24 protein-coding genes, 1 tRNA gene and 1 pseudogene are annotated in these 23,001 nt (G+C 45.8%); 3 read left to right on the forward strand and 23 right to left on the reverse strand.

Going from position 1 to position 23,001, the window contains the following annotated elements:
* Positions 1-9: 9 nt before the first annotated feature.
* Positions 10-582: a division control transcriptional repressor DicD gene (dicD, locus tag AACQ81_RS11260; RefSeq protein WP_237385390.1), complete on the forward strand. Its 573-nt coding sequence runs from the start codon at positions 10-12 to the stop codon at positions 580-582.
* A 129-nt stretch (positions 583-711) separates the two neighbouring features.
* Positions 712-787, forward strand: a tRNA-Phe gene (locus tag AACQ81_RS11265).
* A gap of 325 nt (positions 788-1,112) precedes the next feature.
* Here the strand turns inward: AACQ81_RS11265 and AACQ81_RS11270 are convergent.
* From AACQ81_RS11270 to AACQ81_RS11350, 17 genes and pseudogenes are all read right to left on the reverse strand, one after another.
* Positions 1,113-2,141, reverse strand: a complete 1,029-nt coding sequence (locus AACQ81_RS11270) for a tyrosine-type recombinase/integrase (RefSeq protein WP_237385391.1) — start codon at positions 2,139-2,141, stop codon at positions 1,113-1,115.
* 210 nt (positions 2,142-2,351) lie between these two features.
* Complete coding sequence (locus AACQ81_RS11275) at positions 2,352-3,245, reverse strand: TraI domain-containing protein (protein ID WP_237385392.1); 894 nt, start codon at positions 3,243-3,245, stop codon at positions 2,352-2,354.
* Positions 3,246-3,461: 216 nt separating this feature from the next.
* Positions 3,462-4,148 (reverse strand): N-6 DNA methylase, encoded by a 687-nt coding sequence (locus AACQ81_RS11280; RefSeq protein ID WP_237385393.1) that lies wholly within the window; start codon positions 4,146-4,148, stop codon positions 3,462-3,464.
* Between the two features lie 117 nt (positions 4,149-4,265).
* Positions 4,266-5,186 carry a DUF1281 domain-containing protein gene (locus AACQ81_RS11285; protein WP_237385394.1) on the reverse strand — a complete coding sequence of 307 codons (921 nt, stop codon included), beginning with the start codon at positions 5,184-5,186 and terminating at the stop codon, positions 4,266-4,268.
* 96 nt (positions 5,187-5,282) lie between these two features.
* Positions 5,283-5,582, reverse strand: a complete 300-nt coding sequence (locus AACQ81_RS11290; RefSeq protein WP_443089511.1) for a TA system toxin CbtA family protein — start codon at positions 5,580-5,582, stop codon at positions 5,283-5,285.
* On the reverse strand, positions 5,579-6,133 hold the full coding sequence (locus AACQ81_RS11295) for a hypothetical protein (protein WP_237385395.1): 555 nt from the start codon (positions 6,131-6,133) through the stop codon (positions 5,579-5,581). Before AACQ81_RS11295 ends, AACQ81_RS11290 begins: the two co-directional genes overlap by 4 nt.
* A 120-nt stretch (positions 6,134-6,253) precedes the next feature.
* Complete coding sequence (locus AACQ81_RS11300) at positions 6,254-6,667, reverse strand: antirestriction protein (RefSeq protein ID WP_237385396.1); 414 nt, start codon at positions 6,665-6,667, stop codon at positions 6,254-6,256.
* Positions 6,668-6,704: 37 nt separating this feature from the next.
* Complete coding sequence (locus AACQ81_RS11305; protein WP_272902964.1) at positions 6,705-7,154, reverse strand: antirestriction protein; 450 nt, start codon at positions 7,152-7,154, stop codon at positions 6,705-6,707.
* A 495-nt stretch (positions 7,155-7,649) separates the two neighbouring features.
* On the reverse strand, positions 7,650-8,903 hold the full coding sequence (locus AACQ81_RS11310; RefSeq protein WP_237385400.1) for an MFS transporter: 1,254 nt from the start codon (positions 8,901-8,903) through the stop codon (positions 7,650-7,652).
* 2 nt (positions 8,904-8,905) lie between these two features.
* Positions 8,906-10,147: a hypothetical protein gene (locus tag AACQ81_RS11315; protein WP_237385401.1), complete on the reverse strand. Its 1,242-nt coding sequence runs from the start codon at positions 10,145-10,147 to the stop codon at positions 8,906-8,908.
* On the reverse strand, positions 10,117-10,566 hold the full coding sequence (locus tag AACQ81_RS11320) for a hypothetical protein (RefSeq protein ID WP_237385402.1): 450 nt from the start codon (positions 10,564-10,566) through the stop codon (positions 10,117-10,119). Before AACQ81_RS11320 ends, AACQ81_RS11315 begins: the two co-directional genes overlap by 31 nt.
* The gene (locus tag AACQ81_RS11325) at positions 10,550-11,821 is read right to left on the reverse strand and encodes an ATP-grasp domain-containing protein (protein WP_237385403.1); all 1,272 of its coding nucleotides are present in this window, start codon (positions 11,819-11,821) and stop codon (positions 10,550-10,552) included. Before AACQ81_RS11325 ends, AACQ81_RS11320 begins: the two co-directional genes overlap by 17 nt.
* A 22-nt stretch (positions 11,822-11,843) precedes the next feature.
* Positions 11,844-12,791: an LD-carboxypeptidase gene (locus AACQ81_RS11330; RefSeq protein WP_237385404.1), complete on the reverse strand. Its 948-nt coding sequence runs from the start codon at positions 12,789-12,791 to the stop codon at positions 11,844-11,846.
* A gap of 2 nt (positions 12,792-12,793) precedes the next feature.
* The gene (locus AACQ81_RS11335; protein ID WP_237385405.1) at positions 12,794-13,792 is read right to left on the reverse strand and encodes an asparagine synthetase A; all 999 of its coding nucleotides are present in this window, start codon (positions 13,790-13,792) and stop codon (positions 12,794-12,796) included.
* A 9-nt stretch (positions 13,793-13,801) separates the two neighbouring features.
* Entirely contained in the window at positions 13,802-14,638 is an 837-nt protein-coding gene (locus tag AACQ81_RS11340; RefSeq protein ID WP_237385406.1) for a class I SAM-dependent methyltransferase, read from the reverse strand.
* Positions 14,639-15,189: 551 nt separating this feature from the next.
* Positions 15,190-15,432 (reverse strand): annotated as a pseudogene (locus AACQ81_RS11345) (transposase); the annotation flags it as partial.
* Between the two features lie 64 nt (positions 15,433-15,496).
* A complete protein-coding gene (locus tag AACQ81_RS11350; protein WP_237385407.1) occupies positions 15,497-16,414 on the reverse strand; it encodes an integrase domain-containing protein in 918 nt (305 codons plus the stop codon).
* A gap of 456 nt (positions 16,415-16,870) precedes the next feature.
* Between AACQ81_RS11350 and AACQ81_RS11355 the strand changes: the two genes are divergently transcribed.
* On the forward strand, positions 16,871-17,002 hold the full coding sequence (locus AACQ81_RS11355) for a hypothetical protein (protein WP_272902965.1): 132 nt from the start codon (positions 16,871-16,873) through the stop codon (positions 17,000-17,002).
* Between the two features lie 290 nt (positions 17,003-17,292).
* Here AACQ81_RS11355 and AACQ81_RS11360 read toward each other — a convergent pair whose 3' ends face one another.
* From AACQ81_RS11360 to AACQ81_RS11385, 6 genes are all read right to left on the reverse strand, one after another.
* A complete protein-coding gene (locus AACQ81_RS11360; RefSeq protein WP_237385408.1) occupies positions 17,293-17,706 on the reverse strand; it encodes a hypothetical protein in 414 nt (137 codons plus the stop codon).
* A gap of 568 nt (positions 17,707-18,274) precedes the next feature.
* Positions 18,275-19,789, reverse strand: coding sequence for a conjugal transfer protein TraG N-terminal domain-containing protein (locus AACQ81_RS11365; RefSeq protein ID WP_237385409.1), 1,515 nt, complete (start codon positions 19,787-19,789; stop codon positions 18,275-18,277).
* Positions 19,786-20,124: a hypothetical protein gene (locus AACQ81_RS11370; RefSeq protein WP_237385410.1), complete on the reverse strand. Its 339-nt coding sequence runs from the start codon at positions 20,122-20,124 to the stop codon at positions 19,786-19,788. The genes AACQ81_RS11365 and AACQ81_RS11370 overlap by 4 nt, the downstream gene beginning before the upstream one ends.
* Positions 20,125-20,129: 5 nt before the next feature.
* Positions 20,130-21,566, reverse strand: a complete 1,437-nt coding sequence (locus AACQ81_RS11375; RefSeq protein WP_443089512.1) for an integrating conjugative element protein — start codon at positions 21,564-21,566, stop codon at positions 20,130-20,132.
* Between the two features lie 18 nt (positions 21,567-21,584).
* Positions 21,585-22,541, reverse strand: coding sequence for a TIGR03756 family integrating conjugative element protein (locus AACQ81_RS11380; protein WP_237385412.1), 957 nt, complete (start codon positions 22,539-22,541; stop codon positions 21,585-21,587).
* Positions 22,538-22,936 (reverse strand): TIGR03757 family integrating conjugative element protein, encoded by a 399-nt coding sequence (locus tag AACQ81_RS11385; RefSeq protein WP_237385460.1) that lies wholly within the window; start codon positions 22,934-22,936, stop codon positions 22,538-22,540. The genes AACQ81_RS11380 and AACQ81_RS11385 overlap by 4 nt, the downstream gene beginning before the upstream one ends.
* Positions 22,937-23,001 lie beyond the last annotated feature (65 nt).

Consider the following 23,001-nt stretch of genomic DNA (forward strand, 5'->3'; position numbering starts at 1 on the left):
AGAACCATTGTGCAACGCGAATATGTGCTTAGCCATGTCCTGAACTTACTGGAACAATATGGTCTGTCTGCATCATTGGAGACACTTTTAACACCCCTTGATATTGATATGGGCCATATAAAAAATTTTTGGCCTGACCGAGAAGCTCTGCTCTATGACTGCTTGCGTTATCACAGCCAACAGATTGAAATTTGGCAGCGCCAAATCCTGCTGGACGAAGTGCTAAGCCCTGAACAGAAATTATTGGCGCGTTACGATACACTTCAAGAAAAAGTGCAGGAACAACGCTATCCGGGCTGTTTATTTATTGCCGCTTGCAGTGCTTTCCCTGACATAGATCACCCTATTCACCAATTGGCAGAGCTGCAAAAACAAAACTCTTTCCATTACACATCAGCGTTATTGCAACAACTCGATATAGACGATAACGAGCAAGTAGCGAAACAGATGGAACTCATCCTTGAAGGATGTCTCAGTAAACTATTAGTAAAAAGAGATATTGAAGATGTCATCACAGCAAAACTGCTAACGCAGGATATTCTAACTATCGCAAAATGCCGAAAAAATGGTGCATTAAGTTAATAAAAAGCAGTCAAAGCTAAATAACCACACTAGATTGGTATAAAAATACATCAAATAATCAGTTTTCATCATTTTTTCGCAAAAAGTGTTTGACGGATTAGCATGAATACGGTTTAATGCGCCCCGTTAGCCCGGATAGCTCAGTCGGTAGAGCAGGGGATTGAAAATCCCCGTGTCCTTGGTTCGATTCCGAGTCCGGGCACCAAGATTTGATGCGGGTTTGTCAGAGGTTGTTAAATTTCCTGACAAAAGCGCAAAAAACTAACAATAGTTAATAAAGTGTTAAATGACAATTTGCACGCTATTGTGATGTTTAAGACAAGATACAGGGTAGCTGTTTTAACAGTTACCCTTTTCTTGTTGAAGGTAATGATTTCAGTAATTGATTCTGATGTCAAGTCAGGTGAAAACTTCGCGGGACACAGAACGGGCAATATCGCTTTTTATGCCATCAATGTTGATGCAGGGCCGCTCACACGCCACCTCCACCTCAATCCTGTCTGAGTCCCGCCCTGTTTTTTTAAGCCGGTTTATTCATTCTCATCGGAATCCTTGTCAACGCGATCGGTGTATAACCCCAGTTCCCGCTCCAGTGTTTTCCCTGTCACTTCCATATCAAGATCAATGTACTCCAGCGTCGTCGCAACATTGCGATGCCCCAGTAAGCGTTTCACCATCGGCAAATTGCGATCCGGCGATTTCATCAGCGTTGACGCCACCGTGTGCCGATACCGGTGTGGGGAAACGGCAAAATCACACTCTCTGGATAACCGGCGGAAGAACGAACGGAGCTGTTGTTTTTCCCGGTTAATGTCGTATTTGTAACGGGAAAGCCGGCTGGGGTGCGGCACACTTAACCGGCTGAGGTCAAAAATCGGATCATCCGCTTTCGCGCCGGCCGCCACCGCCCGTTCAAGTAACTGTGCCAGCCGGGGTTTCAGCGGATAAACTATCGGCACTTCCCATTCACAGTGGTTCTTGCTGCCTGCCAGACCCAGTTCAATGTAGTTGCCTTCCAGATTGATATCCCGCAACCGCAGGTGCAGCAACTGATTCTGACGCATCCCCGTAAAACGCAAGGTCGCCAGCACCGTTGTCCAGTACCAGGTCGGGTACAGGGCACAGCGCCCTCCCTTTGGCGTGACCTGAGTTCTTTCGTCTTCCGCATACTTCCCCATCAGCAGATTAATGCGGTTTATCTGGGATTCACTCAGGATTTTTTTCTTTTTCTTCTCTTTTTTCACCACCGCGTTATTAAACGGGTTCTCGGTATGTGGCAATAGTTTCTGCTCCATGCCGAAATTAAAAATCGCCCGCAGATGTGCAACCTTATTATTCCAGGTATGGCTCGACTGTTTTTTCTCCAGCATAAGATGACGCCGCCACCGGAGCACCTCCCGGTAAGTCACCTGTGCCGGTGAGGCCGTTTCCCCCATAAACCGGGTAAATCCCCGCACCACCTTCCGGTAACTCCACTCGGTATCCGGTCTCAGGATATGTGAAAAAAAATACTCTTCTAATAGCTCATCCCAACTGAACGTTTCTGCTGTGTGCAACATCTTCTTTTTTCCCTCAGTTATCATACCTGCACGTTTTTTTGCTCAGAAAACCCGTGCAAATACCAAAATACACATCACCACTTAAACTATTTACTGTTAAATGATGAAGTTAGGTTACTGTTTATGACAAGACTTCTGCCTCACGCCCCGATCGTTTGATCAGTTTTGCATCATGCGGGTGAGTTTTTCCGTCAGATTGACACGAAAAAATCAATCAGTTGATTGAAATAATGATAACAGTGTCCGGGTATCATCCGTCGCAGACGGCGATGAACGGTTTATTTCACTGACCGGCGGGATCGCAGTTGTTTCCGAGGCAGTGACTGATCCGTTTTCAGCAGCAAAAGCCACTTCTGTCACAGTGGGTGAAGTTACCTGTTTATCCAGCGGTGAATGAACCTGTCCGGCTGCTTCCTGAAGCAGCGCATCAATCAGCGGCACGGTGGACGGACGGCCATTAAGATGCTGCATCAGGCAGTGCCAGACTTCCGGGACGGAAACCAGCCACATCATGGCTTTTTCCGGTACCAGACTGGCCGCCAGAAACACTTCCTGGGGGATCGCCGGGATGTTTTCCGGGGAATGAAAGCGGAAACGAAAGGGTTTGTCAGGCATACAGGCTCCCGGTTGCCAGTGATACCCGTTTTCCAGCTCCCCTTCCAGTTGCCGCAACAACGGCAGGTGGTAAAACAACGCAGCCCAGAACACCACCGCCTGCCACAGCAGACTCTGGGCAGCCTGGGTTTCCGGCGGCACCCCCGGCGGCAACATATGCCCTTTTGCCAGCCGCACAGTGCAGGCGGTAAATGCCAGCGTCAGGTCAGCAAATCCCCCTAACGCTGACCATTCTCCCTCCGGGGTTGCCGGCACCTGCTGGACACTGCCCAGCAATTGCTTTACCGGCGCAAGATAAAAGCGCTGATACAGTCCTTCAGGGAGTGCACTGTTTTGCCATAATTGCTGAAGATATTGCCGGTGCAGGGGCGTTGCTGCCAATTCATCAGCTGATTGGGGTTGAAAATAGCCCTTGCTGTCTTCCGACCGGTGGGACTTGGGCTGCGGCAGTCTCTGACGGGCAAAACGGGATTTAAAACGCTGAAACATCGTATTTCCTCTTTTCGGTTCAGACGGGGCTCAGTGTCGGTGAATCCCGGTCGGAAACAAGGCATAACTCTTTTTACGGAAATGAAAATTAATCTGACTCGATTCACTCCCTGACTGGATTACTGAATCAACTTAATTTTCACCCTAACTCATTGCACTAACGCGAATTAAAAACAAAAAAAGCACCCCGAAAGGCGCTGTGGTTGAAAAATACGGTCAGGCGGCGATAAGCTCAGCCTCCCGCAAACGCGCAGACCAGTTACCCAGATAATGCGCGGGTGTGTAACGCGTCCGTTTGTTGCCGCCATCATGCAAAGAATTACCGATGGTGACCGCGGCCGGAATACCGGTCAGGGATAACTGGATGTACGCCATCACCGCCGCCAGCGGGTCAATATCAACCACTGACACCCACAGGCTGCACAACGGATCATGCCCCAATTCTCTCAGTACATCGGCAGCAGCCAGTATCATACAACCCGCCCCGACGCAGGGATCGCACATCGTGATAAACGGTTGTGTCTGCAACAGCCCTGCCGCATCATGCAACTGCATTTGTGCCATCATTCTGGCCACTTCCCAGGGGGTAAAAAATTGCTGAAGATGTTTATTACCCAGCTCCAGCTGCATAAATACACTGCCGAGAAAATCACAGGACTCCTGCGCCAGTCCGAGCACCACATGGGAAAATAGCTGCACAATCCGGTCAACATCGGCCCGTTCGTACTTCTTGATGGTTTTCAGGTAATACTGCTCCAGCTCCTCACTGAAACAGTGCTTATTGTGAATCGCCGCCATGGCACAATTGCAAAAATCCCGGAAGACCTGATAGCGGGTCTGATAACGGGCTGTTTGCTTAAACAGTGACATAAATTCTTTCTGATGATCGGTTCGGGAGGCCATTGCATGTTTTCCTTGCAGAACAAAAGTGAAAAAAGGAAAACACGCCCCGAAAAGGGAACGGTTCCCCTTTCGGTTGACGTGGTCAATTTGTAGAAAGTAAGGCGGTGAAACAGCCGGTTACTGCCCGACCGCGATAGCCGGCAGAGCCAGCGCTGCTTCCTGTTGCTCGCCGGTCACCAGATAGAGTGCCGGCCGGTGTTGGCCGGACTGTCCGTGGCCACTGTCCACATGCTCACCCTGGTCATAACAGTCGTAGCCTCTGAGGCTGCCTGATGCGTCGCTGTACCAGTGGCGGATTTCACAGTCAAATATCGCGGACAGCTCCCCCATCAGTTCAGGTGAAGGCGGTGCCCAGGGCGAATCAAACCGCACGGTTAAGCTGCTGACATTCCGGCGCTCCCAGCGCACATGGTGACCAAACGGCCATTCCAGCCCGTACTGCTCCTCATAAAACTGTCCGGTGGTGGGAATGTCTTTCAGTAAGCCACTGCTGCCGCTGATTTCAGTAGCCAGATTTGTTGCCATAATCATCAGCATGTCACAGGGCTGCGCCGCCTGCGGATACACATTCAGTTTATCCCAACAGGCGCCGATATCGGGCGTATCCGACCAGCCCACCAGACCAAACCAGTCGGTATACTGGTGGGTCAGCAGACGGGCGATAACATCACGCGCCGCTTCCGGTACAGTGTCCCACTGCATCAGGCCAAGACCGGACTGCCGGTACAGGTTATCAATACGTTTGATATTATCCGTATTCAGCGACACATTATGCTGCAACAGCAGCAGCCACTGCTCAAAGGCCAGATGCTGTGCCGTCGGGGCCGCCGTGCCGCGCACTAACGCCGGATATGGCGTATACGTCTGCGGTTTGGTGGGTTTCAGTATTCCTGCACAGCCGGCCAGAAACAGGCGCAGGCTTTGTAGCACCGCCTGGCGGTAACGGGGAACTTCTTCCCCGCAGACCCACTGTTGCATCACATCGATACAGACGGATTTGCCGGTGATTTCCAGTTGATTGGTGCACCATTCTGCCATGGTTAATTTCCTCACTCAGATGATAAAAAATAAACAGGCGGAACCGTCCCGTCAGGGAAAGCGGTTCCCCCGATGGGTAGATTGAAAAAAAAAGAATTACGGGTCGGTTTGCCTGAAAAGCCTGTCAGCCAGACCGCTGTCAAACAGGACCGTCAGCTCGTCGTGGATATCCAGATAAGGCGTACTGCGCGGGATAACCTGCGTGTTCAGCCGGATTAAGTCGTATTTATCCACCAGTTCGTTAATGGCTTCTGAAGGCCGGACACCGCGGGCTATCAGTGCTGCCGCAGTATCGGTTTCACACAATACCGTGTCAGTCAGGTTCAGGCCAAAATGCCGTTTCAGTAAAGCTGCGGCAATCACCTGCCAGACCGTTAAACCTATTGTGGTCATCATGCAGCCGCCTGAAGACTGACCGATACACCGTGCCGAAGGATATCTTGCACTTCACTGCACTGCTGATAACGGGATGAAACCCGATGCAGTGACAATAAATGCGCCTGATGCCATAACGCACGGGCCGCCGGCGCATTCTGCCAGCTCTGCTCAAGCATTGCAGCCTGACATAATCGCTGTTGCTGTCGTTTCAGTGACAAACGTTCCGACGTGAGCGTGACCGGTTGCGCCCAGACAATTTCGTCATCAAATCGGCCACCGAGCACTTTTCTGTCCTGCGCGTCAACAATCATGACGGTCAGCGGAAAAAAAGCCCGCTCACACTGACCGGATAACGTCTCCAGTGCCGGCCAGTCCCCCAAAATGTGAATGACCTTCAGGCGTTGCACCACTTCTGTAATGGTGGAGGCTTCCCCTATCGTCAGGGTATCTGTCAGCAATGGCTGTGACGCTGTCGGATGTTGTCTCAGGCCGGTTACCTGCGCAGTAAACAATGCCTCATGTACTGCGGTGTCGGCATCATCCGGTGCCGGTAAAAAAATAGGGTTCATGATGGTGTTCCTTGATTTCACGTTAGATAAAGAAAACACCCGCCCGGAACCGGGAAGGTGTTTTGGCTTCCCTGGTCAGGCGCTTAAGAAAAGCGTTAACAGCCCCATGTGCTGATAACGTCAGTGATAATTATTGTTGTTATGGAGAAATGACGGGCTGACAACCGCTTCTTTAGGCTTTAGTGTCATGACCGTTCTTATCAGGTCGTTTTCCGGGTGCTGCTGCGCGTACTCCTGCAATGCACAGAACCGATACGCTTCCTCATTCGGTTCATCCAGCACCGCAACACGGGCCAATACGATTGAGGTAACCGCCAGCCCGAAGGCATCGGCGGAGAGAGTCACCGTCAATTGTATGTCCGGCAGGTAAACAGAATAGGTTTCCGTCCGCATCGGCACCAGGTAAGTCAGCGATTCAGAGACTTGTCGGCTTATCCACTGTTCAGGCTGGTGAGCGCCACACAATGTTGACGCGGTATTGGTCAGCAGGAACCCCAGAAACAACCGTTCCAGCGGGGTCTTGTCGGGAAACACGGCCAACAGCGCAAGACTGTCCAGCATAATGTGTTCATTATTTGGCATCACAGCCTCCCTTTAAGCCCAGAGCCGCCCGAATGCACTGAGCCTGGGGATGTTGCAACGCCGCATATTCACGCAGATTACAAAACTGATCAGCATACCCGCCTTGCTTCATTAGTGCGGCCAGATAACCGAATACGGTCAGGGTCACCATCAACCCGAACGTATCAGCGGAGACTTCGCCGTTAAAGTCCGTTGTCTTGACGTTGACAACATATGCATCCGACCGTGTTGGTACGACATAAGCAACGGTATCTGACACCTTTCGGAACTGCCACCGATCACGCCGGTAGTTTTCACATAGCACAGCGGCAGCTTTAATGAACGTGTGCTCCAACAGCATCCGCTCCAGTGAACTGGTTTGTGGAAAAAGGTCAGCAAAAGAGGAATGTTCAGACACGGGCGCAGTGTGCACCGTCGTCGGGGGTGTATTTTGTTGCATGGTATTCTCCTGAATAAAAAAACGGAGAACACCGACCCAATGGGAAACGTGTTCCCCGTTGGGTGACTGGCCGGTTGGCCATGATGGATAAAATTAAACAACCTTCATCGTCATTAGGCTGACAATATCTGCTTCCAAAGGTGCGCAGATGTACCACACGATGGTGTACTCCCTTGCAGGCTACAGGAGTGTTGCTGTCGCTGCCCGAAGGTGATCCTCACAAGCGACCGGATCATCGATAAGTCTGACTACGCTAATAAACGGACATCATCAGGTCAATGGGTAATTCATTTTCTGGGATAGAAAATAATGTCAGGGAGACGATGGGCTTTTGGGTTAGTCGGAAGACTGGCTGTCAATGCCCATTTCACGTGATAGCTCATTCTGGGCCGTTTAGCCTAACTCACTTATTCCCCTCGAATAATAACTTCAAGGTGGATAATTGACGCCTCATTAAGCCGATGCGTATCCGGACGTTCAATCCTTTATCCATCACTATAAACGATCCTCTACCGTTGTTTCATTGATGGCGTAAAAAATACGATAAATAAGAATACCACAGAATCCGAGTCCCAAAATGACAAGCGACGTGTATATCGGTTGAAGGTATGTGCTGATAAATACAGTTGCCGAAACGATCAATAAAGAAAGATTAAATCGGAGTCCACTACAGGCTAAGTAAATACTCCTTTTAGAATCAGGGATAAGCTCAGCCAAGCTTGCTTGCTCCGAAGGACCATAAAATACCTCCCCTAAAGTCGCAATTACCATAAACCCAATCAACAAATAGATATCTAATGTAAATGACATTAAGCTATAACTCATCACCAAGAGTAATGCTCCATATTGAATATTTTTCCGTTCGGTAAGCTTAGCAGCCACATTCTTGAACATTAATATAAAAACAACCACTAATATAGTATTGAGACTCTTGAGTATCCCCAAAGTTTCTGCTCCCTTAACTTTCCAAAATGAAAAATCCTGTTGAGGCATATTCTGGTAGAGATGAATGCCAATATAATTGGTAAGTTGAAGTTCACTTGACAGAATAATAGCCCCTGCCAAAAGAAAAATGACAAATTTTCTATCTTGTAAAGCAACTTTATAACTGACTATTAGCTGAATAACATGTTCATTAAGAGTCCGCTGTTGCCAATCAGGAAAATAACTTTCTTCTATAAAGAACTTGATAATGCATAAATTGATGAACGATAAGGACGACATGATCATAAATATCTCAAACAAGTAATCTTGGAAAAGAAAACCGCCCATAGCTCCTGCAAAAGCAGCCGATAAATTACCGGTCCAATATAGAATAGAATAGATATATTTTCGCTGTTCTTGCGTACTTGAATCAATCAACATAGCATCATTGACAGGCATTGACAATCCCCAGCAAAGTGAAACAATGAGCATCATAAAATACGTACCTGAAGCGTGAATCAGCCAAGGAGAATTAAAAAATGACATAAGAATAAATGCAAAAAATCTAATTATCTCTGCATATAAAACAATACGACGACGACCATAACCATCAGAAATATAACCACTAATCAAATTTACGAGCAAACCAAATATGACATTAATAACCAATAATAATGAAGCCAACTCAGAACCGAAATATCTGACCAGATAAATAGCAGTAAAAGGCAACAACATAGAACTAATAAACTTACTGGCAAAATTTTCTATCACCCTTGCTTTGACGTTTTTATGTAGTGAAGAAAAATTTCCGTGAGAAAGCTTCATTTTCAATAAAACCTTTTAGTTGGGTTAATATTTAATATGGTTTTTTCTATTTCTCTTCCACAGTGAAGACAGTGATGCCCCTTATTATCATAAACAAATCCATAGAAGAAATCCTTATGACATGCCCTACAAGAATGTACCACAAATTGTTGCTTCGAAAAATTGAGGAGGTGCTGACTTTTTTCCAGAACTTCCTGAACGATAGAAACCTTTTTATTGAGAAGAAAATCTAATGCAGAATAGATATCTTGAAAGAGTTTTTCATTGTACCCACTTTCTTTTTCGAGAAAAAATAGTGATACAGCATCATGGAACAAAATATAGAAAGGTATCCCACTTTTTTTCCATTGTCGGTAGGCCAATTTTGTGGACGAATAACGCTTCGCATTTAATGCAAATTTACTAGCGACTATTTCTGGTTGAAACTCAAATTCATGTGTACACGAGTACATAAAATCGATAGGTGTTACATTGGGATGAATCATAAATTTTCCGTAAGTCAAACTAGTATTCTCTATCGATTTAAACAATGTACGGCCTGAAAAACCAGAATCTACGAGTTCCTCATCTAAACTCACTCCTAAGTTTTTCTTAAACTCATCAGAAAGCACATAAACCATCCCGAGTTTTGTAAAACATCCATTCCCTTCACCAGTTATAAAGTACAATTCATATTTAGCATAATATGGCACTTCCTCAGCCTCAAGAAAGAAAATATCTATACCTATCTCTCTAAAAAAACATAGGTATAGATGCTTCAATTGTTCTATGTAAGCATGCACATTCTTTCCTTTCACCTTACGATCTAATTGAACCACTGGATAAATATATCGATCTTTATATAAAGGTATAAGTTTACTCGTCTTATATCTAAAAATAGCCGAACTAGAAAATACAGATTTATCTTCTTCTGCCGATTCTGACATAAGATATCTTAGATTACTAATTAATGCATCTGACATGATATAATCATTATTGAAAAGTATATTTTCATCTGTGTACTCATTAATATTTAAATATACTCTGTGAAAATAATCCTTATCAATTAATTTTTCAACTCTATTTTCGTAAAAATAAATATTATTCTCCAATAATAGCATCTTAAATGTTTCTATAAATCGCTCTATTGTATGAATACCAAAACTAGAATAAACAGGAATACCTTTACCATAACCTAGTTTATAAAGGAATTCAGACTCTTCCAGAAAACCATTTATTTCAGAACGATTGATATATTTATCCATTTTGCGTTCCATCTTAATTTGTTAGATATTTTAACATCAATAACACCCACTGAAGATTGGATATATTTACTGATGTTTTCGACATCCTCATTGAGCATTTTAGTTTTATCAAAAACTTCGATTAATAACAGGTCTACCTCTTGATTTTCATAAACTCCTGCACCTATCGAATAGACGGCCGATTTACTTTCTCTCTCCCAAATGGAGTAAGGCGTAATACAAAAATCATCACCATGACTTCGTATATAAAACAATTTTGAGTGTTGACTAGCTATTAAAGGATAATAATTATTAAAAATCGTATCCTGATCTAAATAATTAGCATGCGCAAAAGGAAAAACAAATACATCAGAGATTCGTAATAGTGGTTTAGGAGCCCATTTGAGCTCCATTTCTTCAAATTTATTTATATTGAACATATAGCTTTCCATCAATTGAATACATATCTGCCAACAATGCATGAACGTTTTCATTGGAAAGATAATAAAGCCCTAGAAGGTCTTCAATGCCCCGATAAGAACTAACTAACTGACCTCTTTGTGCGATAGGGATCACTAAGTCAATAGAGTCAATATCATTAACCCTTGAAAAATCAATAAATTTAATTAACCATTCTCCTTCTGGGCACAAACTCACTTTCGACGCCGCATACTTAACAAAATACGGTTTTGTATCTATTTCCTCTCCTAGCGCTAACTTTGCTAACTGAAAAAATACGTCATATTGACCGTTACTTGCATTCCCTATCCTAAAAGGAGTAGTACCACCAGGTCTTGCATTCACTTCAATAATTTTTGGCCCATCTGGTGTAAACATAATTTCGGTATGAGTCATCATATTATCTAGTTCGAGTGCTTCCAGAGCGGCGGTCGTTATCTCATGTAATTTTTGAATGTAATTACCCCTTAGCGAAGAAGGAGTGATAAATCCTGATTCTCTAAATGGCTTGTACATTTGAGTTCTATCAGTGACCGTTAGATGATGTATTTGGCCAGATTTTATGATGCTTTCAACACTTACATAATCTGCAAATAGTTCACTATTATGCCATGAAGTTCCAATCATTTTTTCTTCAAGATTAAATGTACTCGATTCACCTTCAAGAATGATATTTTCATACTTACTCTGCTCTTCTCGATATTTTTCGTTTAATTCTGTTTCATTATGTACCTCAAATATTCCATACCCGCCACCACCAAAATTCGGTTTGAGTAAACTAGGAAAACCGATAGATTGAGCGGCGCATTTAAGCTGGCTTGCATCATGAATTTCAAAGAATCTAGGAATTGGAACATTTTGTTCTGCGAGTCTTCTCCGTTGCTTCGCTTTGTTTTGAACACGTTCTATAATTTCTGGAGATGGAAATTTGATATGGAGATATTTAGAAATAATACTGACGGGTTTTAATAGCATTTCAGCGAAAGTTAAGACGCCATCAATTTTATATTTTTTGTGATAGGCAATGAATTTTTCAATCATATCCAGTTCGTTTTGACACTCAATACCCGGTCCAATAGTTCCAATCACCTTATCATAAATATCATTGAGGCTTTTATTAGTAGGAGATCTAATAAAGAACGTTATAGTTTCAACTTGCTCCATTTTTCTTAAACTTGGGTATATGAGATCAGGAGCAGTACCAGCATGATGTAATAAAAGAGCCAATCGTTTCATATTATACTCCTTTGGATATAGTTCATTCGTAAGATATAGTTATTTTTTGAGATAATAAGTCTATCAATATATTCCCTCCTATATAGAAAGGATATGATGGTTCAGTATGAGAAATATCTATATTGTAAATAATGGGTACATCTAAATTACAAAAAACCATATCAAATATTTTTCTGAATGTTTTATCATGATTCAGCCTAGAACTAGGTGCGAACTTGCCAAAAATAAGGGCCTTAGCACTTGAGATATTTGTACTCATTTCAAGATGCTTTAGGTTCATCATGAATCGTTTCGGCTCAACATCTGAAGTAGCCTCTAACACAACGATTTTATCATTAAAACTAGGCAAATATTTTGTTCCAATTAAATTGCATAGACTTTCTAGATTCCCTCCAACAGAAACGCCAGATATTTTCAATATGTCACTATCATCAAAACTGGACCATTTTTCATGTTCGACATCCTCTCTATCCCCTAGATACCAATACCCATCATTATACATTTTAGGACAATAAAAAGTGATTCGCTCCCGATGAAAAGCGCATTTAATGGTATCCACTTCCATCTTAGTCAGATGTGGATTACATAACTTAGAAAAATCAATACCATATAAACTTTTTATTCCATGATATGTGTACATACCATTAAGTAAACAAGTCAGATCACTTTTACCACATAAGAGCTGCTGATCGCTCAAACAAGCTCGTTCTATAATTTCTTGTAAAAGTAAATTGCAGGTTAATCCTCCATAGACAGGTAATAATATATTGTTTTTGTCAGATAAAAATTTATCATAAAAATCGATGAGATGATGGGGACTCACAATACCCAATTCATCTATGCTTTCATTCAAATAGCCATCTTGAACAACATCAAATCCCATCGACTTTAAACGTTCTACACCAAAGCAAAACACATTACTGTTTAAATCAGTGCCGTTATTCGATGGAGCCCATACATAAACTTTCATAGTCAAGGCTCCACAATAAAGCTTTTATCCCTGAGTATTACTGGAATATCTCTAATATCATGATGTTTTGTTAACCAAGCTATATATCGTTCAATTCCCATTCCAAAACCGCTAGTTCTGAGTGGATAGTGTTTTTTCATATTTATATACCAGCGATACAACTCAGGATTAACGTGATGCTCATCCAATGAGCGACGAACACTATTGTAATCGGCTCTTTCACCACACCCAATTGTTTCTCCCATCCCAATCAAAAGATCTGCTGCCAATGCATATTGATTATTTTCAGGATCATATTGCTGATAGAAAGGAACGCTTTGATGTTCCATGTGGGTAAGCCAAACAGCACCATCATGTTTTTGGATCAAATACTTTTCACCAATCGAGTTCACGATACTTATGCCATTTCTACTTTCTATTCCATCAGGACACTCACTCTTAAGCAGGGGTACTGCATCTTGGTATTTAATTCTAGGGAAAGAGGTCCAACTAATAATTTTTCTAATATGCTTTAAGTGATCAGATGATATTTTTATTTCTTGAAGCCGTCCTTTCTTTAGAATATATTCCGTAATATATTTTATATATTCTTCAGATAAGAAAATCACATCATCCAACCCTCCGACAATTTCAGATTCAGAATGATAAAATTGATTTAAATGCCGTTCATCACTATCCTCCCCCCTAAAAGATGGCATGGTATACCAGACACCTTTATTATCTAACCTTAATGCATACTCTAATAAAAATTGCATTGAATCAGCTAAATAGATTTCTTGTCCCATCAAATTAATTTTAACTGGAATAGAATCAGATCCTAATCCCATAGGGCTAGACACACTTGAACAAGTAATAGGTAGAGAAGCTGCTGAAAATCCTTTTTCATTATAAAATAAAAATGTTCCTTCCATAATGTCTGAATATATATGGAAAACATGTCGATACCAAGTTGACTCGAGAACTTTACTCCATCTATTTTCTGTTGAAAAATCAATAAGCATAATTTTTTCCTATTTTATCTCGCTGGATGTAAATAATTCACGGTCAAACATAAAGTCGCTTTTTCTCATATATAATTCTTTATAAGCCATCTGACTAAGATTATCTCTAAACAAAAAGATATACTCTTCATATTTTTTCTTGAAAGCTGACTCCGTTTCAAAATCCATGATATTTTCTTCAATATAATTTTTATTAGTTAAAAATATATCTGATATATATGAAGTTATTTGTTCATCACTCAAAAAATCAAATCTATATCTTCTGTTTAGATACAATTCAAGCCCTGATGATTTATAGAAAGAATCCCAATAATCTTCACTATCAATCTTAATATCCATTTTCAAAGAATCTCTAACCCGATGAATTAACTCTTTAGATGGGTAAGACATGTAATACATTGGTGAAGCGAATAAAATTCCGTTCTTTTTAAGAACTCGTTTATATTCATTCAATGCTTTTTCTCTCTCTGGTATATAAGAAATAATATTCCCAGAAAATATAAAATCAAATTCTTCATTTTCAAATGGTAGGTTTGTCGCATCAGCTTGAAGAAAATTAATATTATCGATGACACCATATTTTTCTGCATTTTTCTTTGCAACTGATAAGCTTCTTTCGTTAATATCAATTGCTGTAATCTTGCAGTTAGTTGCCTTTGTTAATTCAATCGCTGTAAAACCAGTTGAGGTTCCTATTTCAAGAATACGATGGTATTTATTTATATTTGTTGAATTAATGAAATTTAGTATGGTTTTAATGCCACCAGGTGGTCGATTAGTTTCTCCTATAACTGAAATCATCTCATTATAATTCATTTTCATAATTTCTTTTTTACAAAGTGACATATACACTCCTTTTAATAATTAAATGAACACACTAAATTAAATACTAAGCTTCATACCATAGGGGAATTAAAATGAATAACTAAACACCATCAAAAACGGTCCAAAAAAACACACGCAATAAAAAATAATGGTGTTAAAAATATAACTGTGAAATAGTCATCTTTATCTACAATTGAGTCATTTTTAAACCATTAAATAACTTTCCAAAATAGTGATACACCTTACCACTAACAATTATATGTATAACATGGATCGAATTGGATCATGTTTAGCATAATTATGAATTGTTATTTAACATTCATAAAATGATCACTGTATCATACTAAAATTTATCTTAAGTAATATATAAGCAAATATTTCTTCACATATAAACATTAAATTAAATTAAATGCATTACATTTTTTATCCCCCCTCATATTTCATAAAGTGTAGTGTTCAGATTAAGAGCATGAGTATTCATTTCTTATCCAATACCTGAAAGCCTGAAATTAATTAATTAATTTAATTGCATTATTGTTATAGCAGGGAATTTAATAAACCCCTATTCCGTTTTAAGCCGCCACCGGGAAATCGTCTTCTGAGTATAAGATCTTTGGTGACGGTTTCTTTTCTTTAACAGGGTAAGCGCTCAGTCCACATAAAACGGTCAACAAGAATCCTTTTATACTTCGGTGGCGAGAATGCTCTATTTGAGAAATCAGTTTCAATTGGCCATTGATGGTTTCGATGATAAACCGCTTTAATAACATTATCCTATCCCACTCCGCTTGGGCCTGTGCTTTCATGTTACGGCGTCCGCTTCTCGCTGTTAGTCCAGATCATTGAACACATCAGATGTAACATGAATCAATACAACTATTATTCACCCTCAACATTCTGATAATACACCTGCCGGATATAACGTCCCCGCCCATCACCATGCCCCAAATCCATTGACACCAGTGCCAGCATTTCCCGCTCATTGAAACCCTGAGCTTTATAATACACGCCAGATTGCTGGGCAAAATGGTAGCGCATACTGTGGGGCGCTTGTTTACCCACCAATCCGGCACGTCTGACCACGTAACGGTAACGATCTATCGCCTGATTAAGCGTGGGCTTATTAATCAACTTTCCACTGCGTTCTGCCTTTGCTCGCTCCGCATAGTCAATAGCCTGTTGCAGTGCCTCCCGATCCAGTATAACCGTTTGCCTCGGTCGCCCACCTTTGGTGCCGAACACCACCCGAACCGACGTATGACCGTTTTCCAGCGCTTTTTTCCAGGTAGCTAAAGATTTATAGGCTTCCACCGCTTCTTTGGTACGCAATCCCAGCACATACGCCAGTTGCATCACCGCCGCCACGCCCCGATCTTTGTGCTCGACCTGCTGAAAAGCCGCCTGAAATTCTGCCGGAGTTAAAGCCATTTTTGTTCCCCTGCGATCTATATCGGCAATCCCCAGTGCCCGGTTGCTCAGACGCGGATTATCGGCTGCCGCCAGCTTGTGTTTCCCGGCCTGTGCTAAAATGGTTCGCAGCGCCGCCATCTCATTTTGTAGTGTCCGATTGCTGATATGGTCAGCCTTTCTCAGTGCAATGTAGTGCTCAATATATTTTGTTTTGAGGCTGTCCATCTGCCGGAGCTTAATGCCCCTTTCTTTCAGAAAGTGAAGAAACTGCCGGGCAATCCGCTCACGATCCGCCACCGTCGCAAAACTCCCGCCCGCTTGCCGGGCATGGGTAATAAATTCTTTTCTGAACCGTTCAATCTTAGAACGTGCCGATTTCTGCGCCATCTCCGCCTCGCCTTCTCATTTGTTTTCTTTATTCATTTTTAAAACCAGTTCCTGCGTGTCGGTTCAGGTTCACCGTTCCGTGGTGCGTCAGACAATGTGTAGCAGGGCGAGGTTGTGTTGAGTTTTTGCAGGAGCTCGCGACGTGCTCAGCACAGCGATGACATGCTCCCCGTTCAGTGCCTGATTCAGTCAGGATGAACGCCTCATTATCGTGACGTGGGTAATTTCTCCTTTTTTCGGTATCAGCCTGTTGTCAGGCAGTCGGTTAAAAAACAAACGAAACAAGTCGATTCAGACAGAAAAAAGCCCGTAATATCGGGTGACTTTGAGTAATACGTGGATCAAATAGGCCGTAAAGGCAGGCCGGACGTGCTCTGGACGTTGGCCGCTTAGCGGCGTCACTTGGTAATCGCTACGCTTTTACCCAAGTGACGCCGCACCACCGTGGACGCTGAAATGCTTAATGGCTTCTGTTCCTGTTACCTAACGGTTGTACAGGATTCAGGACGTTTATCGAAAATTGCTCAAAACGCAGGTGAATATTTTTCAGAACGAGGCAAGGCAGATACTGCCCGTATTGCGTGGTAAGCCGGTTGTGGATCACACCGGATAACTTTCATCGCCGGACGGAGGGTTGTTGTCCAACGACATCTGCTTCCAAAAGTGCGCAGATGTACCGCAGGGTAGTGCGCTCCCTTGCAGGCTACGGGAGTTTTGTTTTCGCCATTGAATGAGTGACCCTTACAGGCGCACAGATCACTAATAATCACATTCAGATGATAACGTGTGTATCAAATCTGGTCAATGTCAGTGCGATGATCTCTGCCTCACTGTTTCACACGCTCAGGGAGCTCATACTCAAGCGCAATGCCGTTCCTTTATTCTTTAATGTCCAGGGGCTTTTTATCGGTAATGCCGGTTAATTCTGACAAATCAACATCCTTCCCTTCAGTAAAAAAGCGGTTTCTGCGTCTCAGGTTGTATAGGTGGCTACAATGCTCACACATGTCATTCATATTCGCCGGGTTTCTGATGGCCTTGAGTGACCTGACGGCGTATTTACCACACCGGCACCGAACGACATAAATGGCTGTGCTTTTCGGGTTACCCCGTTGTGATAAAGGGCGGACACCTAACACCGTAAAAAAACCATATTCATACCCCTGAACCTGCATCAGTATGTTGATTAAATTGGGTTCTCTTTTTGTTAACCGCAAATCATACGTCGTTTTGTAAGGAATAAAATGATCGGATTGTTTTTTAATTTTGTGATTTTTATCAATATCACGCATGACTTTCCCTGAACCTTTTCAGACGATATTCAAGGCGTTCCAATTTAACCCTTTTTATAATGAATTCAATAGCGAAAAAACTAAACTTATTCGGTAAGCCGAACTTTCCCCGCATTTATTTAATGACACTAAACGGCGAAGCCTCAATGGCTTCAACCACTGAGGCTTCTATAAATCGTCTACTATCATTAAAACGGCATTATTGATATAGAACATGTTAAGTATTACAGCATTTACAGTGTAATTCATATGAAATAAAATGGCATAGGTTTATTATATTTCTTGTGACTCACCTCATGAATATTGCGTATTAAAATCCCAAAATGAAATATAACGACATAAAAACGAATATAACCCCCCTGCATGATTAAATCGAATAAATTAAATCAATAACGTATTGGCGTTAAATAATTCATTTATCCATCTTGTTGAAAACCGTTATTTCATCTTTTATGAATGAGGCAATGATAAATAAATTAAGCAGACGGAAAAATAGAAAACTGACCTAAAACCCAACCGATGAGTCAGGGATAACCGTGTATCCCTGACGTTGTAAACACGGGTTTGTCTATTTCCCTTTCGACATCATCTTCTGCATCACCATCTGACCGAACATGCCAGTGGATTGCCGGACCTGTCCCACCCCCTGACTCATCATGCCGCCGACATCGCCCATCCGCACACCGGCCCAGGCCAGTGCGCCCAGCCAGACCATCGGCAGCACAATAAACAACGTCCCCGTCACCAGTCCCATGATTAAATCATCCGAGGTGTTCTGCATGCCCGCCAGATTAAACAGACTGTGGGTGTCTGAGCCATACAGGGCATCCAGCAAATGACTGTCCAGCCAGCGTGCCAGCTCCCACCAGAAGGTCAGGAAATTCAGCGCGAAAATCGCAAAGGTCAGGGTAAAGACGGTGTTAAATTCATACGCCGCAAACAACACAATCAGGGGGATCAGAATATACAGCGCCATCAAAATCACCGCCTGCATCATCGGCAGGGCCTGGCGCACCGCATCGAACACCGGCATGCTGAGTAACCCGCCCAACAGTGCACCGGCGGAAGCCCCGATCCGGTTCGCCCCATCCAGCAGACGGGGATCAGCACTGCCGCCGTAGCCGCCATACACCACGCCTTCCTGGGAAACGGTCAGGTTCACCGGGCTGACCAGCCGGCGGATCACCGCTTCCTGATAAGCGGGCGTGTTTTTACCCAGCATTTTCAGGGTAGCGGACAAACGCAGCCACAGCCCCGGATCGGCCTGCGCCAGCACCCGGTCTTTCAGGCCGGTGTCAGCGGCTGACCACCAGACCTGACAGGTCGGATACCCGCCCTGCCCGGTATACGGCCGCCCGTTGTCCCGGTGCTCCTGCCACGGGAAATCAGCTCTCGGTGTGCGGGATTGCAGTGTCCGGTAATCGCCGGCTAAAAATGTGCGGCTGCCCAGCCAGCCGATATCATGCAGGATAATCGGGTCTGTGGTGTGCTCCGGATCACGTTGTTTCCATTGATACAGGGCCAGTGCATAACAATCGTGGGTAAAATCCTGCAACTCCGCCGCCAGCGCCGGATTGCTGATGCGGGTATGCTGCACCTCAAAACGCAGCTGCCGCAAATCCGGCCGGCAGGGGATGGTGGCGACCGCCGCCTGTGTCAGCCCTTTGGATAACCGGTGTACCATCGCCCACCAGACCGGCACCGCCGCCGTCTGATTGTTCAGGCTGGACATCACCGGCGCATAACCACTTTTCTCAGGCGCGGCCGGTGTCCAGGTGCCACAGCTTTTGGCCCGGGAGGGGTCATACTGAAGGGTGGTCAGGCTGACGCTGACCAGTGGCACACAGCAGAACACCATCACGAAAAACGCCCCGTAGAGCGTAGTCTCAAGCCGGGCCAGTGACTGCAAGCCGCCAGAGCCGTCTTCTTCGCCCCCTTCCCGTACCTGCAACCAGACCGCAATCACCTTCACCACCAACGGCAGGGTAAACACCCCGGTCGCCATCAGCAGGTGCCACAGGCCATTGTTCACCACCCAGCCCAGCAGGGTCAGGAAATATTCCAGATAACTGTTCGTGGTCATGACACACTTCCCTGACTGGCTGACAGCACATATTCACCCAGCAGAATAAACAGCAGACTAACCACCATCATCCGCATTAGTGTTGCGCGGTATTCCGCCTGATGCTTTACCCTTTGCCAGGTTTTCCAGCCGCCCCAGAACAGCCATCCGTAAAGACTTAATCGCCATAACAGCCAAAGCGATTGATGCCTTTCCAGCCAGCGATTGAAGGCAGACAGGGTTTCGGGATAGCGCATCCCCACCCAGCCTGCCACTAACGTCATTGCCATCACCAAAGCGATAATCAGTGATAACGCGACACCATTTCTGACTCTTGAACTTTTCTCTGCCATCATCGACCTTACCTGCGCTCCCGATTAGGGGCTTCCAGCTGATAAAAACGGGCATCCGGGCTGTCCGGAATCTGTTTTTGCGGATGAGCGTTAATGCGCTGTGTATCCCGTTCAATAATGGTCAGGATGGCATTGCGGGACAGCGCCTGTTTCAGGGCCATTTCATTTTTCAGTGCACTGATTTCCCGGTCCAGTGCGGCAATCCGGCGTTCCCCTTCTGCCAGCGCTTCCGATTGTGCCGCGGCATTGGGTTCGGACATCCCGGTCATCAGCATCCGGCGCATCAGTAACGCGGTTTCGGTGGTCTCCGCCATCGCCAGCTCGCCGGCCAGACGCGCCGTCAGTGCTGCCCGGTCCGGGTCACGCTGCAACGCCTGAATGACCCCCTGCGTCACCGTCAGGCTGCCGGTTTTCAGTCGGGTCAGACTGGTCTGCGTCGGCTTCGCCGTACCACTGACCAGTTTCACCAGTTGTTCGATATTCGTTTTGGTATGGGCTTCCAGCATCGGGGCAAACCCCGTTCCCGCCACCGTCGTGCCCGGCTGATGGGGTTCACCGCCGCTGCTGCACTCGGCAGACTGCGTACAGGTCCGGATGGCCCGGTCACCCAGCACGCTGACCACCGCGTCGGCCGCTTCCCGCGCCGTACTGAATTTACGGCAGGCACTGCCTTCACACTTCAAGGGGCTGACGGACGCCTGACTCAGTACCGGCAGCTGATTCATCATATTAAAACCGGCGCTGACCAAATCGCGGGTCGGCCGGATGGCAGCCTGTCCCTTCCCGCCCTGCCGTTGCCCGCCAATCCACGGATGCCCGCCGGCACCGGTGGTTTTGGCACCGGCATTATTCACCCGCACGGCATCCCCGTCCCCGCCGTTCACCAGCGTTTTGTATTCCTGCAAAGTCGCCGACTGGGTCCATTTGCTGTTCTGCGCAAAATCCATCATCTTATTGGCCATCGCCCGGCAGTTAAACTGCGCTTTATCAAAGGCCACATTGGCCTGCAACACCCCGTTGGTCAGCATGTCATACAGCCCCGGATTGGCCCGCTGGATAATCATCGCCGGCAGACTGGCGACGGCCCCGGTCGCCCCCTGAATGACATCACTCATCAGGTTCTTAAACCCGGCTGTAATGCCGTTCAGCTGATTGCTCACCGTAGTTTTCAGGTCAAAATTGCCGCACATCAAATCCGAGCGCCAGCCCAGTTCTAATCCACCGAGTGTGGCGGAACCCCTGCGGCTGGCCGGCTCTGAAATCACCGAGCCGCCCCCTAAGGTATAGAACAGTGTATCGGACACCGCCCCGCTGGTTTCTGCGCCATAACCCAGCGCACTCCGGTTTACCTGCGGTAAGGTGAGGGACAGCCCGGCAGCCCCGGCCTGCACCGACGTAAGCAGAATAGACCCCGTCACCAGCCAGAAGGCCTTGCTTTTCTTCATCATGACGCATTTCCTTATTCAGATATCCGTGCTGCCGAGAAAACGCTGTCCCCGGCGCTGACAGCAGCTGTAGGGCTGCCACAGGGCATAAGCCTGATGACCATTGATGGCAGCCGCATGTTCCCCGTCAGGAAACACGGCACAGGTCTGACTTAATGTCGGTGATAACCGCTGCCACTGATGATTCTTTGTGCCGGTATTTTCCTGCACCGGTCCCGGCGGCCAGTAGCCGTCAGCCCGTTGTCCGGTCAGCGGCTGGTACACATGGGGTTGCCCAGTACGGGTGATAATGTCCGCCACCCGTTGGGCCACCACCGCCGCGGCTTTATCGTCATCCGTCTGCGTGACGAAACCGGCGCGCGGATAGAGATTGCCCCACATATTGCTGTGTATCTGGTTGCCCAGCTCCCGCTGACCGGGGATCAGGGCTTCAGGATAAAACGATTCCGGCAGTCCGCTGCGCCACGCAACGGTATCCAGGGTGCTGAGAAAATAGGGCATCAGGGGAGTGGCGGCACTGCGACAGGAATAGCCGGGGATCTGCCCGCCAATCAGGGTGGTGGCGGGATGCCCGAGGGCATCCGCGTATTTAAAACGCAGGTGGGTACTGCGCTCCCCGGCCAGCTGAACCGTGTGATTCCCCCCACCGGCCGTCAGCCCGGTCACGGTATTCTCCAGCCCACCGGATAAAGGGCTGAGCGCGGCCATTTCCGTCCACGGGTTGCCACCGGGGGCATGGTAGGTGGAAATCACCGCCTGCGGCAGGAAATGCGTCACTTTGACCGAGGTTTTGACCGTGCAGCCCTGCCAGCCACAGAGCAGCCAGTAACACATCCCGCTGACCCGCCACTGAATGCAGCCGGGGGCAAGGCTGGCGGCCACAATTTGCGCTGTGTTCAGGGATGCCTGTGCCGCCGGGGCAAATGCGGTTATCAGCGTGATAATCATTGGGAAAGTCAAATGGTACCGCTTCATGGCCGGTTCTGCTCCCTGAGTGCCATCGCTTTGGCCACATCGGCTGTGCCGTACACCACGGCCCGGTTATCAAACACCACTGCCGGATACTGACGTACCCCCAGCTGCCAGGCACCGACAACATCACGCCAGGCCGTAATCAGTTGCTGCGCCTGCTGATGCCACCGGGGCGATTGCAGGATGGCCTGTGCCTGCATGGCCGCCAGTTGCGGGTCGGGAGATAAGTCAGCAAACCGTGTCTGCTGTTGCTGCTCAGCCCCATCCAGCCAGACCACCCGGCTGTCCGGTGTCAGATTCAGCGGCGGATGCTGACGGTCGGTATACACGACAGTTTTGGCCTGACTCACGGAGGCCACCATCCAGCCCAGCCAGAATACTACCCCGCACTTTCTCATCACTTCCCTCCCCGTTGTATGAATCACTCAACGGAAAGCGTGCGGAAAAAATGCGAAAAAATCAG

Origin of the sequence: Xenorhabdus sp. Sc-CR9 (assembly GCF_963897815.1) — a bacterium.
GTDB lineage: Bacteria > Pseudomonadota > Gammaproteobacteria > Enterobacterales > Enterobacteriaceae > Xenorhabdus.